This window comes from Lichenicola cladoniae (assembly GCF_013201075.1).
In the GTDB taxonomy this organism is placed as follows: domain Bacteria; phylum Pseudomonadota; class Alphaproteobacteria; order Acetobacterales; family Acetobacteraceae; genus Lichenicola; species Lichenicola cladoniae.
Genome location: NZ_CP053708.1, coordinates 3,804,995 through 3,820,942, shown reverse-complemented (window position 1 = coordinate 3,820,942; position 15,948 = coordinate 3,804,995). Strand labels below are relative to the sequence as shown.

Sequence of the window (15,948 nt, the reverse complement as noted above, 5' to 3'; positions counted from 1 at the left end):
AGTCCATGCCGCATGTCCCGACCATCAGCCTGAGCCAGGGCAACGCGATCCCGCAACTCGGGTACGGCGTGTTCAAGGTCGGCGCCGACGAGGCCGAGAAGGCCGTCGGGCTGGCACTTGATGCTGGCTACCGCTCCATCGACACCGCGATGATCTACCGGAACGAGCAGGGCGTCGGCCAGGCGATCGCCAAGTCCGGCATCGAGCGCGACGAGTTGTTCATCACCACCAAGCTGTGGAACGACGACCAGGGTTACGAGGCCACGCTGAAGGCGTTCGATGCCAGCCTGGCGCGGCTCGGCCTCGACTATGTCGACCTCTATCTGATCCATTGGCCCAAGCCGGCGCTGGACAAGTATCTCGATACCTGGCGCGCCTTCGAGAAGCTCAAGCAGGAGGGCCGGGCCCGGGCGATCGGCGTGTCCAATTTCCAGGTGCCTCACCTGGAGCGACTGCTGGCCGAAACCGCGATCGTACCCGCGGTCAACCAGATCGAGCTGCATCCGACCCTGCCGCAGAACGAGCTTCACGAATTTCATAAAGCGCACGGCATCGTCACCGAGGCCTGGAGCCCGCTGGCCCAGGGCGAGCTCGATGCACCGGTCATCATGGAACTGGCGGCGAAGCACGAACGCACCCCGGCGCAGATCGTGCTGCGCTGGCACATGCAGCGCGGCATCGTGGCGATCCCGAAATCGATCACGCCGTCGCGGATCGCCGAGAACATCGACATCTTCGACTTCGCGCTGTCGGATGACGACATGGAGCAGATGCGCAGCCTCGAGAGCGGCCGGCGGATCGGGCCGGACCCGAACACCTTCTAGCGCCTGTTGCAGGAGTTGCCGTTGATACGGCACGATGCTTGCCCGAGGGGTGTTTCCATCCTATGAGGCCAGCATGTCCGTGCTCCAGAACCGTGTCGTCCTGCTGGCTGCCCTCGTGGCAGCCGGCTCCATGCTCTCCGCTTGCACCGGGGAGCAGATCGAGCGCGATTTTGGCATGATCCGGACCGCCCCGGACGAATTCACCGTCACCACGCGGGCACCGCTGTCGATGCCGCCGACCGCCGCCCTGAACCAGCCGACGCCCGGTGCGGAACGGCCGCAGGAACAGAGCAGCCAGACCCAGGCGCTCGAGACGCTGGCCCCGAACGTGGCGCTGCAGGGTGCCAACGGCGCCACAAGCACCGGCCAGCAGGCACTCGTCGCCGGAGCCGACCAGGCCAGCAGCCAGCCTGCGACCGGTGGTCTCGACCATCCGAGCCAGGGCTTCGTCAACGAGCTGATGTTCTGGAAGGGCGGCCAGGCCGGCGAAGTGGTCGATGCGACCGCCGAGCGCCAGCGCCTGCAGGAGAACTCTGCCCTCGGTCGCAGCCCGACCGTCGGTGCCACGCCGACCGTCAAGGTGAGCAAGCCCGGCTTCTTCGATCGCCTCTTCTAGCGGATCGCCCGGTAATGGGCCGTGCCGGCGATCCGACGCAGCATTCTGCGCTTCCGGTGCTCACGGCCGATAAGGCCGCTCCGCTCCGGTTCTCGACTGCCACGACGGGCGCTCCCGAAGAGGGAGCTCTCGCTCGGCACAGCCCATTTCCGGGCGACCCTCGATCGATAAGCAGTGGCCACTGATCGCCAATCCAGCCAGCCAATGATGTCCCCGTCTCCGATCCGTCGTTTGTCGGAGCGGGTGGTCAACCGGATTGCGGCGGGCGAGGTGGTCGAGCGGCCGGCGGCGGCGGTCAAGGAACTGGTCGAGAATGCGATCGACGCGGGCGCGACGCGCATCGCGGTGTCGCTGGTCGGCGGCGGGATCGAGCGGATCGAGGTGGTCGATGACGGAAGCGGCATGTCCGCGACCGACCTCGCCCTGGCGGTCGAGCGCCACTGCACCTCCAAACTCACCGACGACACGCTGGTGTCGATCACCACGCTCGGTTTCCGCGGCGAGGCGCTGCCCAGCATCGGCGCGGCTGCACGCCTGTGCCTGACGTCGCGGCAGCGGCCGGTGGACGGGATCGCCAGCGAGGCGTGGCGGCTGAGGGTCGAGGGCGGAATACTGCATCCCGCCGAACCCAGTTCCGGCCCGCCCGGCACGCAGGTGCTGGTCGAGGACCTGTTCTTCGCCACCCCGGCGCGGCGGAAATTCCTGAAGAGTCCGCGGGTCGAGGCGGGTCACGCCGAAACCATCGTGCGCCGGCTCGCGCTTGCGGCGCCGTGGATCGCGTTCCGGCTGCAGATCGATGGCCGGGTGCTGCTCGACCTTCCCGGCCAGTCGCGGGAGGCCCGGGTCACCGCCCTGCTGGCGGACGAGGGTGGGCAGGCGGGTCCGCAGGGCCTGCTGCCGGTCGAAGGCGAACGCGACGGGATGACGCTGTCCGGGTTTGCCTGCGGTCCGGCGGTCCATCGTGCCACCGCCAACGGACAGTATCTCGTGGTCAATGGCCGCCCGGTCGCCGACCCGGTGCTCCGCACGGCCGTCCGCGTGGCCTATCGCCAGGTCATGGAACAAGGGCGCCATGCCGTGGTCGCCCTGTTCGTCGACATCCCGGCGGACCGGCTCGACGTCAACGTGCATCCGGCGAAAACCGAGCTGCGCTATGCCGATGCGGCCTCGGTGCGCTCCCTGGTGATCGGCAGCCTCGGGCGGGCGCTCGGGGGCGGTGCGGGAACCGGTGGCGTGCAGTCCGGCCTGCTGACCCCACGACGGCCCGGCCACGGGATTTGGTATCCGCCGGAACGCACGGCACCTGCCATGCCGACCGGTTTCGCCGAGCCGCATCTGGCGCTGGGGGCAGGGCCGTCCGCCCGCATGCTTCCAGCCCAGCCGTTCGCGGCGCCGTCACAGTCACCGGCCCAGGTCCGGTCGTCGCCGGTCGAGCCCGATCCGCATCCGCTCGGCGCCGCGGTTGCCCAGGTGCTCGATACCTATGTGATCGCGGTGGCCGGCGACGGTAGCCTGGTACTGGTCGACCAGCATGCGGCACATGAACGCCTGACGCATGAAAGCCTGCGCCAGCAATATCTGGATGGCGCAATCCAGGCGCAGCGCCTGCTGCTGCCGGAAGTGGTCGACCTGCCGGTCCGCGATGCCGAGCGGCTGCTGGAGTTCAGCGGCACGCTGTCGGCGTTCGGTATCGAGATCGAATCGTTCGGAGGCCGCTCGGTGCTGCTGCGGGCGGTGCCGGCGCTGCTCGGCAATCCCGATCCGACAGCTTTGTTGCGCGACTTGGCCGAGGAACTGGGCGCCGACGAACTGGCCACGCCCGACGAGTCTGGCGTGCTCACCGGTCGGCTCGATGCGGTGATCGCCCGCATGGCCTGCCACGGCAGCATTCGCGCCGGGCGCCGCCTGACCGCCGAGGAGATGGACCATCTGCTCCGGCAGATGGAAGCCACCCCGCGCGCCGCCACCTGCAGCCACGGCCGCCCTACCTACCTGAAGCTCAGCCGGCACGAGATCGAACGGATGTTCGGCCGGCGCTGATTTCAACTTGCCTCGTGCAGCCAGTCCTCGGATCGCAATCCGGCGACGCACTGGAATTCGACGAGGTTGCCGGTGACCACGACCAGCCCGCGGCTACGCGCGTGGCCTGCGATCATCAGGTCATAGGGGCCGATCACATGACTTTGCCGTTCCAGCTCGGCCCTTATGATCGCGCTGTGCGCGGCAGCCTCGTCATCGAACGGCAGCAGGGTTAGCCGCGATGCGAACCGTTCGACCTGCTGTCTCGTCTCCGCCGGCCGCGCGGATCGTTCCGCACCGTAGAGCAGTTCATACAAAACCACGCTCGACAGGCATAATCCTGCTGCCTCGGCGTTGAAGCGAGGTCGCAACCAGGCAGGACGGTCACGGATGACCCGGATGCACAGGTTGGTGTCGAGCATGTAGCGCAGCATGCCGATGGCTCAGAACGGCTCGCGTTGCTGATGCGCCGGTTGCGTGCGCGGGCCGAGATCGACACCTGCAGCTTCGAAGAAATCATCCCAGGTGGCATCGGCCGGCACGATGATCCGCCGGACCCCATCTCGAACGATCGCGACTTCCGTAACGGTGCCGGGGAAAGCAACGGCTTTCGGCAGGCGAACGGCCTGCGAGCGGTTCGACAGGAACAACTTCGTACGCATTCCAACAACGCCCTCTTGGGATATATAACTTGTATATCCTTTTAGCTCGACCGGAGCAAGCATCGGCATGCGGCACGGCCTCTGGTGCAGTGCAGCGACGCAGCCTAGGATGCATTGCCTGCCTCGCCGGTGCCACGGACGGCCGGCCTGACGTTCGGGACGACAAAATCCGTGCACCTGCCTTTGCTGACGATTCTCACCTTCCTCCCCCTCGTCGGGGCGCTCGCCATGCTGGCGATCCGCGGCGATGCCGCGTTCGTCGAGCGAACGAGTCGCTGGGTTGCACTCGGCACCTCGCTGCTGGTGCTGCTGCTCTCGGTCATCCTCTGGATACGCTTCGTCCCCAGGCAGCCTGGCTTCCAGTTCGAGGACCATGCCGACTGGGTGCCGGGCTTCGGCATTTCCTATCATCTGGGCCTGGACGGGATCAGCCTGCTGTTCGTGGTGCTGACCGCGGCGATCACCCCGGTCTCGATCCTGGCGAGCTGGCCTGCCGGCCTCAGCCGGATCCGCGACTACCTGATCGCGCTGCTGCTGCTGGAAACGACGCTGATCGGCCTGTTCTCGTCGCTCGATTTCGTCCTGTTCTACGTCTTCTACGAAGCCACGCTGATCCCAGGCTCGCTGCTGATCGGCATCTGGGGCGGACCGAAGCGCGTCTACGCGTCGATCAAGTTCTTCCTGTTCACCTTCGGCGGCTCGCTGTTCATGCTGCTGGCGCTGCTGGCGATGTGGCACATCACCGGCACCACCGACATTCCGGTGCTGCTGCACACCCATTTCGCACCCGCCGTGCAGGGCTGGATGTTCCTGGGCCTGGTGCTGGCGTTCGGCGTGAAGCTGCCGCTGTTCCCGCTGCATGGCTGGCTGCCCGACGCCTATACCGAGGCACCGTCCGCGGCGACCGCGATGCTGTCCGGCGTGCTGGCCAAGGCCGGCGCTTACGGGTTCCTGCGCTTCGTGATCTCGATGCTGCCCGATGCGTCGCATCGCTACGCGCCGCTGATGATCGCGCTCGGCATCGTGGCGGTGATCTATGCCGCGATGGTAGCGCTCGCCCAGACCGACATGAAGCGGATGATTGCCTACTCGTCGTTCTCGCACATGGGTCTGGTACTGGTCGGGCTGTTCACCCTGAACGCCACCGGCATCGACGGCGCGGTGTTCGTCATGCTGTCGCACGGCATTATCATCGCCGCCCTGTTCTTCATCGTGGCGATCCTGTCCAGCCGCACCGGCACCCATGCGGTGACCGGCTTCGGCGGCATCGCCGGCCGGATGCCGGTCCTGGCGGCGCTCGCGATGCTGTTCGCCATGGCCAATATCGGCCTGCCCGGCACCGGAAGCTTCGTCGGCGAATTGCTGGTTATGATCGGCGCGATCCATGTCGGCTTTTGGGTGGCGCTGCTGTCCGGATTGGCGATGATCCTGGGCGCCGTCTACATGCTGGTCCTGTATCGACGGGTGATGTTTGACGGTGCACGCGGCGCTGCCGGGGATTTTGCCGGCGTGCTCCGTGACCTGACCCCACGCGAGATCGCGATGCTGGTCCCGCTGGCCGCTATCACCTTGTGGATGGGTATCTATCCCTCGTCTTTCACCCGCGTGTTCGACCCGGCGGTGACAGCCATCGCCGCCTCGAGCGTCCAGGCGCCGGTGGCCCCGGGTGCAAGCGCCGATCACGGTTAGTCCGAAAGCCGGGCCGGCTCTTCCCGCGAGGTATCCTGGCCTCCATGTGTGAGGGATGCAGGACACACTTCTCGCTCCCACACGGCCCGCTCTCCCCAGAGCCGTCTTCCCTCGCACCGGTGCCCATCTGCCGAAACCGCCGCTGCCGACGCGGATTCGCAGCCAGCCGGAATCTTTCCTGGTGCTGCGCCGCAATCCGCTCGAGCTCTGGGGGGCGCCGGCCTATCGCGAGCTGATCCTGCCGGGGTCGTTCCTGGGCAGCAAGCAACTCCTGCTGAACGATCCCGCCGCGATCCGGCATGTCTTGCTGGGCAACCACGAGAACTACGTGCGCGGCGCGCCGACCCGCCGGGTGCTGCAGCCGGTGCTCGGCGAGGGCCTGTTCCTGGCCGAGGGCGAGGCCTGGCGGCATCAGCGCCGGGTGATCGCGCCGGCCCTGGCACCCCGCGTGCTGCCGATCCTGGTCCGCCACATCGTGTCGGTGACGCAGTCGGCCGAGCAGGAACTCGCCTCCCGCGGCGCGGGCTCGTTCGAGCTGATGCCGGTGCTGCAGCGGCTCACTCTCGATATCGCCGGACAGTCGATGTTCTCGCTGGAGATGGGCCGGTTCGGCGATGCGTTGCGCGGCCTGCTGGTCCGCTACGCCCGCGACTACGCCAAGGTCGGGCTGTTCGACATGCTGTTGCCGGACGGCTGGACGACGCCGCTCGATCGTGGCCGTGCCAGCTTCCGCGCCGACTGGCTGGCCCTGATGGACCGGATCATCGCCGCCCGCACGGAACAGGACGCCGCTGTTCCCGACGATGCGCCACGCGACCTGTTCGACCTGCTCAGGCAGGCGCGCGATCCCGAAACCGGCCAGGGCTTCAGCCATGAGCTGATGCGCGACGAGGTCTCGACGCTGATCCTGGCCGGGCACGAGACCACCGCCGTCAGCCTGTTCTGGGCCTGCTACGCGGCAGCCCGCCTGCCCGAATATCAGGACGCGATCGCCGCCGAAGCGAGCGCCCTCGACCTGTCACCGGATGGAGCCGCTTCGGCGCTTCCGAAACTCAAGCTGACCCGCGCCTTTCTCGACGAGGCGCTTCGCCTGTACCCACCGGCCTACCTGATCGTGCGACAGGCGAAGGAGGCCGATACCATCGCCGGTCATCAGGTCGATCCCGGCACCGTGGTCACTATTTCGCCCTGGATCCTGCACCGGCACGAGAGTCATTGGACCGACCCGGACCGCTTCGATTCGTCCCGGTTCCTGGCCGGTGCACCGGTGCCGGACCGGATGGTCTACATGCCGTTCGGTGCGGGACCGCGCATCTGTGTCGGCGCGCAGTTCGCGCTCGCCGAAGGAACCCTGGTGCTGGCGCGGCTGCTGGCACGGTTCCGGCTGAGCTTCGCCGGATCGTCTACCGTGGTGCCACGCGGCCTGGTCACGACGCAGCCCGATCGTGCCGTCCGGTTCCGGCTGACCGACCGGCGTAGCTAGCGCACAAAATGAAAAGGCTCCGGGGATTTCCCCCGGAGCCTTCGCATTGTCTGCGGCTTGTCACTGCAGAGGGTCGGTCAGACCGCCTTTTCGATGGAGAAGGGGGCCATCCGGGTCGCTCCGCGTGGAGCCTTTGTCAGGCAATGAGACACTGGATCACCTCCTCTCAGTTGAATTCGATAAGCCGAGCCTACAATCGTCCCGTCGCGATTCGCAAGTGATAGAAATAGGTTTGCCGGGCGAGCCCGGTTCACGAACCCGGCGGATCACACCGGCTGTCGGCAGCACCATCCTCCGGCAGGGCCAGCCGGTATGTCGCGGCCAGCGCGTCGGTGAAGCTGCAATAGCGACCACGCGTGGTCTCGGTGGCGATCGACTCGAAATGGGCCGAGGTCTCATCCGTCCGCAGCCGCATGGTCCTGATCAGCATCCGATGCGGGCTGCCCGGCGATGCCGTGTCGGCGGTATCGGCGGAGGTGACGAACAGGAGTGTGGCTGGGATGCCGGACACCTTGGCGCGGGCAAACACCACCGACCGGCCGCGATTATCGATGGTCGGCATGCGCGAGCCATCGGCCGCATCCATCGCGACCACGTCCCAGCCACGCATCCCCTCCGCACGCGGGAGCATGGTCATGATCAGGCGGGTATGGCCGATATCCGGCTCCCGCGCCTGGACCACCAGCCCCTGGCGTCCATCCGGGGCCAGGTGCGGCACCAGGTTGGCGCCCTCCTGCAGCGGCACCGGGATGACGTTGGTGATCCGGCTGTTGCCACGGGCAATGCAGCCGGTCAGCGGAACCGCGATGGACGCAGCAAGGACGGAGGCGAGGGTGCGACAGATCATCCGGCTCATCCTAGAGCATGCAAGCGCGATCGTGTTCACCCCGGCGACGCGATGTCGTGGCGGGCGGGTGTTTCCTGCGCGGCGTCAGGATGTCGGCAGTGGGTGATCCACGACGAGGCGACCGCTGCGAACCCGCGGCATGTCCGGGTTGGCCGGGCCGGTAACCCCCTCAAACCCGATCGCCACCCTGGCGATCAGATGTCGAGGAGCGCCTCGGACGTCGCGTTGGCGTTTTCCTGGATGAACTGGAACCGCAATTCCGGACGCCGACCCATCAGGCTCTCGACCCGCTCGTCGGTCGCCTCGCGATCCTCGTGGGCCGCGATCACCTTCAGCAGGGTGCGGTGCGCCGGGTCCATCGTGGTACGCTTGAGATCGGCCGGCGGCATCTCGCCCAGGCCCTTGAACCGGCTGACCTCGATCTTGGTACCGGCCTTGAAGCCGGTTTTGAGCTTCCGCTCGCGATCCCGGTCGTTCATCGCATAGACCGTCTTCGCCCCCTGGGTCAGCCGATACAGAGGCGGCTGTGCCAGATGCAGGTGACCGCCCTGGATCAGCTCGGGAAGCTCCCGATAGAAGAAGGTCATCAGCAGCGAGGCGATATGGGCGCCGTCCACGTCCGCGTCGGTCATGATGATGACGCGCCCGTAGCGCAGCTTGCTCTCCTCGTAGCGCGCGCCCTGGCCACAGCCGAGCGCTTCCATCAGGTCCTTCAGCTCCTGGTTGCCGCGCAGCTTTTCGGCCGAGGCGCTGGCGACGTTCAGGATCTTGCCGCGCAACGGCAGCACCGCCTGGGTTTCGCGGTTGCGCGCCTGCTTGGCCGAACCGCCGGCGCTGTCGCCTTCGACCAGGAAGATCTCGGTCTCCGCGGCATTCTCGCGGGTGCAGTCGGTCAGCTTGCCGGGCAGGCGCAGCCGGCGGGTCGCGGTCTTGCGCGGGGTGTCCTTGAGGTCGCGGCGCCGCAGCCGCTCCTCGGCGCGTTCGATGATCGCCGCCAGCAGCGCGTCGGCCTGCGCCGGATGGCCGGCCAGCCAATGGTCGAAACGATCGCGCAGCGCGGTCTCGACCAAACGGGTCGCCTCGACGTTGGTCAGCTTCTCCTTGGTCTGGCCCTGGAATTGCGGCTCGCGGATGAACGCCGACAGCTTGGCCGCGACGGCGCCGAGCAGATCCTCGGCGGTCACCTGCTGCGCCCGCTTGTTGCTCCGCTGTTCGCCCCAGTTGCGCAGGCCCTTGATCAGCGCGTTGCGGAACCCGGTCTCGTGGGTGCCGCCCAACGGGGTTGGGATGGTGTTGCAGAACGAAGCCAGCGCCGCCTCGCCTGACTCCAGCCAGGCCAGTGCCCACTCGACGCGCCCGGTCTGGGCACCGTCCGGGCTGGCCGGCAGATCGGCCTCGCCCGACCAGAGGTCGAACAGCAGCGTTGCCTTGTCGTCGAGTTCGTCGCGCAGGCTGTCGGCGAGGCCACCCGGAAAGTGCAGCACCGCCGCCTCGGGAATGTCGGCGCCCTTGAGCAGGCTCGGCTCGCACTCCCAGCGAATCGTGACGCCGCGGAACAGGAACGCCTTGGACCGGCAGAAGCGGTACAGACGCGCCGCCGAGAAGATGATCGGCCCGAAGATCTCGGTGTCCGGGATGAAGCTGATCTGGGTGCCGCGCCGGTTCTGGGTGGCGCCGACCTTTTCCAGCCTGCCCATCGGCTTGCCGCGTTCGTACGACTGCCGCCAGACCGCACGATCCCGCGCCACCTCCACCTCGAGCAGCGACGACAGCGCATTCACCACCGAGGAGCCGACCCCGTGCAGGCCGCCCGACGTCGCGTAGGCCTTGCCCGAGAACTTTCCGCCCGAGTGCAGGGTGGTGAAAATGACCTCGAGCGCCGACCGGTCGCGGAATTTAGGGTGCGCGTCGACCGGGATGCCGCGGCCGTTGTCGCGCACGGTCAGCCGGTTGCCGGCCTCGAGCGAGACCTCAATGGTTGTGGCATGGCCGGCGACGGCCTCGTCCATCGCGTTGTCGATGATCTCGGCCGCCAGGTGGTGCAGCGCATTCTCGTCGGTGCCGCCGATATACATGCCGGGGCGGCGCCGAACCGGCTCCAGCCCTTCGAGCACCTCGATATCGCGTGCCGAGTAGCTGGCGTCCGCTGCACCCGTGCCGGACGGCAGGGCGGCGGCCGGCTTCCGCGTCGCCGGCGTGGCAGCTGGCTGCGCGCCGCCGCGAGGCTTGCGTGGCACGGGTGAGAACAGGTCGTTCATGATTGGTTCTCACTCCCCTGCTGCATCCAAGTCAACCCTGCGAGACCGAAGGCCGATGGATATAGCTGTTACCTTTTGATGCGAATACGTTTGCCTGCTGGCTTGTTGTCACCGCGCCGTGTTGCAACATCCTGCTCCATCGTTGTGGCCGGACGGGAGCGCCGACTGTGGGTCTGGTCAAGTTTGCCCTGAAATACCGCATCACCTTCTATGTGATGGCGGTCCTGATCATGCTCGCCGGTGGCGGTGCAGCCATCGTCATGCCTAAGGACGTGCTGCCCGACGTCAACATCCCGGTTGTTACCATCATATGGACCTACACCGGCCTGGATACGCCGGACATGCAGAACCAGGTCACCTCGTACAACGAGCTGGCCCTGTCCAACAATGTCGTGGGCATACGCGACATGGAGAGCACGACCCTCCAGGGCATCACCATCACCAAGGTGTATTTCCAGCCCGGCATCGATATCAGCCTGGCGCTCAGCCAGGTGAGTTCGGCGACCAACGCCATTCGCGGCCTGCTTCCGCCCGGCATTCAGCCGCCGATCGTGATCCGGTTCTCGGCATCCTCGGTGCCGGTGATCCAGATCGCGGCGACCTCCGAGGTCGAAAGCCAGGCCGACGTGTATAATTACGTCCGCTTCCGGCTGCGCTCGACCCTGCAGACCACGCCCGGCTCCACCATGCCGCCGCCCTACGGCGGCGTGCCCGAGCAGGTGATGATCGACCTCGATCCGCATGCGATGCAGGCCTACGGGCTGACGCCCATGCAGGTGGTGACGGCGGTCAACGCGCAGAGCCTGACCGTGCCGTCCGGTCTCGCCAAGCTGGGCCAGACCCAGTTCATCATGCGGATGAACACCCTGCCCAAGGTGCTGGATGCGCTGAACACCATCCCGATCAAGCTGGTGAACGGCTCGCCGATCCTGTTGCGCGACATCGGCTGGGCCAGGGCGGGCGGGCCGCCGCAGCAGAACATGGTGCATGTGAACGGCCAGAACGGCCTGCTGCTGCCGGTGCTCAAGAACGGCTCGACCTCCACGATCGACATCGTCAACACGGTGAAGTCGATGCTGCCGGGCATCATCGCGGCGGCGCCCAAGGACATCCACATCGTCTCGCTGTTCGACCAGTCGGTGTTCGTCTCCGAGGCGATCAGGGACGTGGCCGAGGAAGGCCTGATCGCGGCGGCGCTGACCGGGCTGATGATCCTGCTGTTCCTGGGATCGTGGCGGGCGACCCTGGTGGTGCTGGTGTCGATCCCGCTGGCGGTGCTGAGCTCGCTCGCGGTGCTGGCGGCGATGGGCGAGACCATGAACGTCATGACCCTGGGCGGGCTGGCGCTGGCAGTCGGCATCCTGGTCGATGACGCGACGGTGGCGATCGAGAATACCTACCGGGTGATGGAAACCGGAAAGGGTTTCCGCGAGAGCGTGGTCGAGGGCGCTTCGGCCATCGCCAAGCCGACGCTCATCTCGACCCTGTCGATCTGCTCGGCGTTCGTGTCGGTGCTGTTCCTGGTCGGCGCGCCAAAATACATCTTCACCCCGCAGGCGTTGGCGGTGGTGTTCGCCATGCTCGCCTCCTACGTGCTCTCACGCACCCTGGTGCCGATCCTGATCGACGTGCTGGTGGCGCCCGAGCACAAGCGCCGGGAAGAGGAGAAGGAGAAGCCGGACCAGGACAGAAGCAAGCCCGGCCTGTTCAGCCGCATCCATGCCGGCTTCGAGCGCGGCTTCGGCCGGTTCCACAGCCGCTATCTTGGCCTGCTCCATGTCGTCCTGGAGCGCCGCGTGCTCACCGGCGCGGTGGTGGGCGTCGTGCTGGTGGTGTGCGGCTGCCTGTTCCCGTTTCTCGGCGAGGACTATTTCCCGGCGATCGAGAGCGGCCAGATTACCCTGCATGTTCGCGCCAGGTCCGGAACCCGGATCGAGGAGGCGGCGAAGCTGTTCAGCCGGGTCGAGGACACCATGCGCGAAGTCGCGGGCCAGGACTCCAAGGGGGCGTCGAACGTGGTGACCGTGCTCGACAATATCGGCCTGCCCTCGGTGAACTATAATCTTGCCTTCAACGACGGCACGTTCGTGTCCTATTCCGACGGCCAGATCCTGGCGACCCTCAAGCCCGGAATCAGCGGTAGCCAGGTCACCAAGCGGTTGCGGGTGCTGCTGCACCAGCGCTTCCCGGACACCATCTTCTACTTCCAGCCAGCCGACATCATCACCCAGATCCTCGATTTTGGGGTGCCATCGCAGATCGACGTGCAGGTGCATGGCCGGCATGGTCCGGTCGACCTGGCGATGGCGCGAACCCTGGAACGGCGGCTTAAAACGCTGCCGGGTCTGGTCGACGTGCATCTGCAGCAGGTCGTGGATGCGCCCGAGTTCCTGGCCGAGATCGACCGGCAGCGCGCGTCCGAACTTGGGCTGACCGAGCAGCAGATTGCCAACCAGCTCAACATCTCACTGTCGGGCAGCTTCCAGGTCGCCCCCAACTTCTGGACCGACCCCAAGACGGGAATTCCCTGGCAGCTCACCGTGCAGACGCCCGAATATCGGCTCGACAACCTGGCCCAGATCGCCAACACGCCCCTGGTCACCGGCGATGGCGGCGTCAACGGCCCGCAGCCGGTCAGCCTGCTGAGCAATGTCGCCACCTTCCACCGCGGGATCGAGCAGTCGGTGCTGAGCCACGTCAACACCGAGCCGACCTTCGACGTCTATGCCGCGGTCCAGGATACCGACCTCGGTTCGGCGGCACGCGCCATCAACCGCATCGTCAAGGAGGAGCAGAAGCACCTGCAGGCGCCCGACAAGATCATCGTGCGCGGGCAGATCGAGAGCATGAACAGCGCCTTCTCGCATATCGAGATCGGGCTGTTCGTGGCGGTGGTCGCCGTCTACCTGCTGATGGTGCTGAACTACCAGGACTGGGGCGACCCGTTCGTGGTGCTGTGCGCGCTGCCGCTGGTGTTCTGCGGCATCGTGCTCAGCCTGTTCATCACCCACACCACCTTCTCGATCGCATCGCTGATGGGGGCGATCATGAGCGTGGGGGTCGCGTCCGCGAACTCGATTCTGCTGGTGACGTTCGCACGGGAGCATCGCGAGGAAACCGGGTGCTCGGCAATCGAGGGTGCGATCGCGGCCGCCGACGCACGGCTCAGGCCGGTCCTGATGACGGCCGGTGCGATGGTGGTGGGACTGATCCCGATGGCACTCGATCTGGGGCAGGGCGGTGAACAGAACGCTGCCCTCGCACGTGCCGTCATCGGCGGCATCACCGTCGGCACCTGCTCGACGCTGCTGTTCGTGCCCTTCCTCTACAGCCTGTTTCGCACAGGGCCGGTTCGCGGCCCGGAGGACTACGTATGAGCCCGCGCGAATACGACGATGGCGGCCACCATACGTCCGTGAACAAGCCGGAAACCGATCGCAAGCAGGGCCAGGATCCGGACCGGAAGCCCGGTCCGAAGCAGGAGCAGGAGCCGCCTGCGCCGCCACCCAAGCCGCCGCGGCGTCGGCTTGCGCTGTATGTGGTGCTACCGCTGGCGCTGCTGGTCGGCTGGGGCGTGTATGTGCATTGGCGCCAGTCGAGCGACGCATCCGACACACTGAAGCATGCCCAGGCCTCGGTGCCGGATGTGCAGGTGGCCAGTGCGCATCGGACATCCAGCCTGACCGCGACATCGCTTCCCGGGCAGACCGCGGCGTTCGAGTCCGCCGACCTGTTCGCGCGTGCGACCGGTTACGTCACCCAGCGCATGGTCGATATCGGCAGCCACGTGAAGAAGGGCGACCTGCTGCTCGTGATCGCGTCGCCGGACCTGGACCAGCAGCTGGAACAGGCGCAGGCGCAACTCGGCCAGATGCAGGCCCAGTTGGAGCAGGCGAAGGCCAGCCTCGGCCAGGCCAATGCCAACACCAAGCTTGCCCTGGTCAATCGCAACCGGTCGCAGATCCTGGCGGGCGAGGGCTGGGATACCAAGCAGAACCGCGACACGCAGGTCACCAACTACAATGTCAGCAGCACCGGCGTGAAATCCGCCCAGGCGGGCATCGGCGTTGCGGTTGCCAACGTGCGGGCCCAGCAGGCCAGCGTGGACCGGCTGGTGGCACTGACCGGCTTCGAGAACGTCAAGGCGCCTTTCGACGGCGTGATCACCCAGCGGGATGTGGATATCGGCAACCTGGTGCAGAGCGACTCCAGCACCGGCACCGCGTTGCTGCACATCGACCAGCAGGACCTGCTGCGTTGCCAGGTCTATGTGCCGCAAAGCCAATTCACCGGCATCCATGCCGGATTGCCGGCGCACGTCACGATCCCGGAACTGCCAGGACAGGTATTCAAGGCGGTGGTGTCGCGGTCGTCCGTCTCGCTGGCGCAGAACTCCCGCTCGATGCTGGTCGAGGTCGATATCGACAATCGCGATGGCCATCTCACGCCCGGCCTGTTCGTGACGGTGGCGTTCGACGTGACGCGCCCGGCGCCGGTGGTTGTCGTTCCGGATGCCGCGCTGATTTTCGACGCCTCGGGCCTGCACGTCGCGGTGGTCGGCCAGGACAGCAAGGTGGCGATGCGCACGATCAGCATCGCCCGCGACACCGGCACCGAAGCCGAACTCCGCGAAGGCCTGGACGGCACGGAGAAGGTTATCGTCAATCCGCCGACCGACCTCTCCGAAGGCCAGAAGGTTCACGTGCTGCCGGAGAAGAAGGAAGGTAAACAGGCGTCCGGCTAGGGACGACCCGATTCATCATTCTGGCCGGTCCGGTGCCGGTGGCCGGAAAACAGAAAGGGGGACCACGCGTCACCGCATGGTCCCCCCACAAACCCCCACCCCTGGGAAGATCGATCAGCCCTTGTGGCTGCTTCTGACGGCGCGAATATGACGAACGCGGGCCGGATGGTTGAGCGAGCTCGGCGCGGCGCAGGTCTCGTAGCTGGCAGGCTGGACGATGTCCTTGGCCTCGGCATAGCCGCCGAGATCCGTCGCATTTTCGAGCACCGCGACCTCGTCGAACATGCTCACCCGCTGCTGGCAGAACGCCACGCCGGCCTTCAGGCCTCGCTCCGACTGCGCATTAGCGAGCTGGGTGATGTAGTCGTCATGCGCGGTCTGGGCGCCGCGACCATAGGTCGTGCGGAAATAGCTGTTCAGCGCCACTTCCTGTGCCGTCAGGTCCGGCCGGAATTTTTCGACGAACGCGTTGTAGCGATCCTGGACGTTGCAGGAGAGGGCGGTGACCATCAGCTCGCTCTTGAGGCCCTGCACATCGAATGCCTGCCTGGCGGACGACATGCCGCACTGGCCGGCTGCGAACGCCTGGCTACTTAGCAGGGTCGCCACCACCCCGGCCATGGTCGCGCGACCCAACTGCCGTATCCGCGAACATTTTGGCGTCATCGCGATACGCCCTACAGGGAAAGACATGGTGTTCTCCGGACCGGGCCATGCGGCAAGGAAGGTGCTGCGGGAAGCAACGGCCTCCCTCAACTATAAAGCGAGGATGACGCCGTAAACGACGGTTCTGCAAGCATTATCCC

The 15,948-nt window shown here is 66.5% G+C and carries 12 protein-coding genes; 7 read left to right on the top strand and 5 right to left on the bottom strand.

Annotated features, from left to right (window positions below; translation table 11 throughout):
• The first annotated feature begins 5 nt into the window (after window positions 1-5).
• The 3 genes from HN018_RS17280 (at window position 6) to mutL (ending at window position 3,480) form a co-directional block, all read left to right on the top strand.
• Window positions 6-824: an aldo/keto reductase gene (locus HN018_RS17280; protein WP_171832917.1), complete on the top strand. Its 819-nt coding sequence runs from the start codon at window positions 6-8 to the stop codon at window positions 822-824.
• A gap of 73 nt (window positions 825-897) precedes the next feature.
• Entirely contained in the window at window positions 898-1,440 is a 543-nt protein-coding gene (locus HN018_RS17275; protein ID WP_171832918.1) for a DUF3035 domain-containing protein, read from the top strand.
• Between the two features lie 204 nt (window positions 1,441-1,644).
• Window positions 1,645-3,480 carry a DNA mismatch repair endonuclease MutL gene (gene mutL / locus HN018_RS17270; protein ID WP_171832919.1) on the top strand — a complete coding sequence of 612 codons (1,836 nt, stop codon included), beginning with the start codon at window positions 1,645-1,647 and terminating at the stop codon, window positions 3,478-3,480.
• 2 nt (window positions 3,481-3,482) lie between these two features.
• Here mutL and vapC read toward each other — a convergent pair whose 3' ends face one another.
• Together vapC and vapB are read right to left on the bottom strand one after the other, a co-directional pair.
• A complete protein-coding gene (gene vapC / locus HN018_RS17265; RefSeq protein WP_171832920.1) occupies window positions 3,483-3,893 on the bottom strand; it encodes a tRNA(fMet)-specific endonuclease VapC in 411 nt (136 codons plus the stop codon).
• Window positions 3,894-3,902: 9 nt separating this feature from the next.
• The gene (gene vapB / locus HN018_RS17260) at window positions 3,903-4,190 is read right to left on the bottom strand and encodes a type II toxin-antitoxin system VapB family antitoxin (protein ID WP_275434130.1); all 288 of its coding nucleotides are present in this window, start codon (window positions 4,188-4,190) and stop codon (window positions 3,903-3,905) included.
• Window positions 4,191-4,292: 102 nt separating this feature from the next.
• Here vapB and HN018_RS17255 point away from each other — a divergent pair, with 102 nt between their 5' ends.
• Together HN018_RS17255 and HN018_RS17250 are read left to right on the top strand one after the other, a co-directional pair.
• Window positions 4,293-5,810, top strand: coding sequence for a complex I subunit 4 family protein (locus tag HN018_RS17255; RefSeq protein WP_171832921.1), 1,518 nt, complete (start codon window positions 4,293-4,295; stop codon window positions 5,808-5,810).
• Between the two features lie 181 nt (window positions 5,811-5,991).
• A complete protein-coding gene (locus tag HN018_RS17250) occupies window positions 5,992-7,293 on the top strand; it encodes a cytochrome P450 (RefSeq protein ID WP_204259562.1) in 1,302 nt (433 codons plus the stop codon).
• Between the two features lie 250 nt (window positions 7,294-7,543).
• Here the strand turns inward: HN018_RS17250 and HN018_RS17245 are convergent, their stop codons facing one another.
• Both HN018_RS17245 and parE read right to left on the bottom strand, forming a co-directional pair.
• Entirely contained in the window at window positions 7,544-8,140 is a 597-nt protein-coding gene (locus tag HN018_RS17245; protein WP_171832923.1) for a hypothetical protein, read from the bottom strand.
• A 194-nt stretch (window positions 8,141-8,334) separates the two neighbouring features.
• A complete protein-coding gene (gene parE, locus HN018_RS17240; protein ID WP_171832924.1) occupies window positions 8,335-10,398 on the bottom strand; it encodes a DNA topoisomerase IV subunit B in 2,064 nt (687 codons plus the stop codon).
• 167 nt (window positions 10,399-10,565) lie between these two features.
• Between parE and HN018_RS17235 the strand changes: the two genes are divergently transcribed.
• Both HN018_RS17235 and HN018_RS17230 read left to right on the top strand, forming a co-directional pair.
• Complete coding sequence (locus HN018_RS17235; protein WP_171832925.1) at window positions 10,566-13,775, top strand: efflux RND transporter permease subunit; 3,210 nt, start codon at window positions 10,566-10,568, stop codon at window positions 13,773-13,775.
• On the top strand, window positions 13,772-15,142 hold the full coding sequence (locus tag HN018_RS17230) for an efflux RND transporter periplasmic adaptor subunit (RefSeq protein ID WP_171832926.1): 1,371 nt from the start codon (window positions 13,772-13,774) through the stop codon (window positions 15,140-15,142). The genes HN018_RS17235 and HN018_RS17230 overlap by 4 nt, the downstream gene beginning before the upstream one ends.
• Window positions 15,143-15,256: 114 nt before the next feature.
• Here HN018_RS17230 and HN018_RS17225 read toward each other — a convergent pair whose 3' ends face one another.
• Window positions 15,257-15,835 carry a hypothetical protein gene (locus tag HN018_RS17225; RefSeq protein WP_408886725.1) on the bottom strand — a complete coding sequence of 193 codons (579 nt, stop codon included), beginning with the start codon at window positions 15,833-15,835 and terminating at the stop codon, window positions 15,257-15,259.
• Window positions 15,836-15,948 lie beyond the last annotated feature (113 nt).

Excerpts from the sequence above, each read along its gene's own strand:
- HN018_RS17280 (WP_171832917.1), top strand. The coding sequence starts at position 6 with ATGCCGCATGTCCCGACCATCAGCCTGAGCCAGGGCAACGCGATCCCG.
- HN018_RS17275 (WP_171832918.1), top strand. The coding sequence starts at position 898 with ATGTCCGTGCTCCAGAACCGTGTCGTCCTGCTGGCTGCCCTCGTGGCA.
- mutL (WP_171832919.1), top strand. The coding sequence starts at position 1,645 with ATGATGTCCCCGTCTCCGATCCGTCGTTTGTCGGAGCGGGTGGTCAAC.
- vapC (WP_171832920.1), bottom strand. The coding sequence starts at position 3,893 with ATGCTGCGCTACATGCTCGACACCAACCTGTGCATCCGGGTCATCCGT.
- vapB (WP_275434130.1), bottom strand. The coding sequence starts at position 4,190 with ATGCCGATGCTTGCTCCGGTCGAGCTAAAAGGATATACAAGTTATATA.
- HN018_RS17245 (WP_171832923.1), bottom strand. The coding sequence starts at position 8,140 with ATGATCTGTCGCACCCTCGCCTCCGTCCTTGCTGCGTCCATCGCGGTT.
- parE (WP_171832924.1), bottom strand. The coding sequence starts at position 10,398 with ATGAACGACCTGTTCTCACCCGTGCCACGCAAGCCTCGCGGCGGCGCG.
- HN018_RS17230 (WP_171832926.1), top strand. The coding sequence starts at position 13,772 with ATGAGCCCGCGCGAATACGACGATGGCGGCCACCATACGTCCGTGAAC.
- HN018_RS17225 (WP_408886725.1), bottom strand. The coding sequence starts at position 15,835 with ATGTCTTTCCCTGTAGGGCGTATCGCGATGACGCCAAAATGTTCGCGG.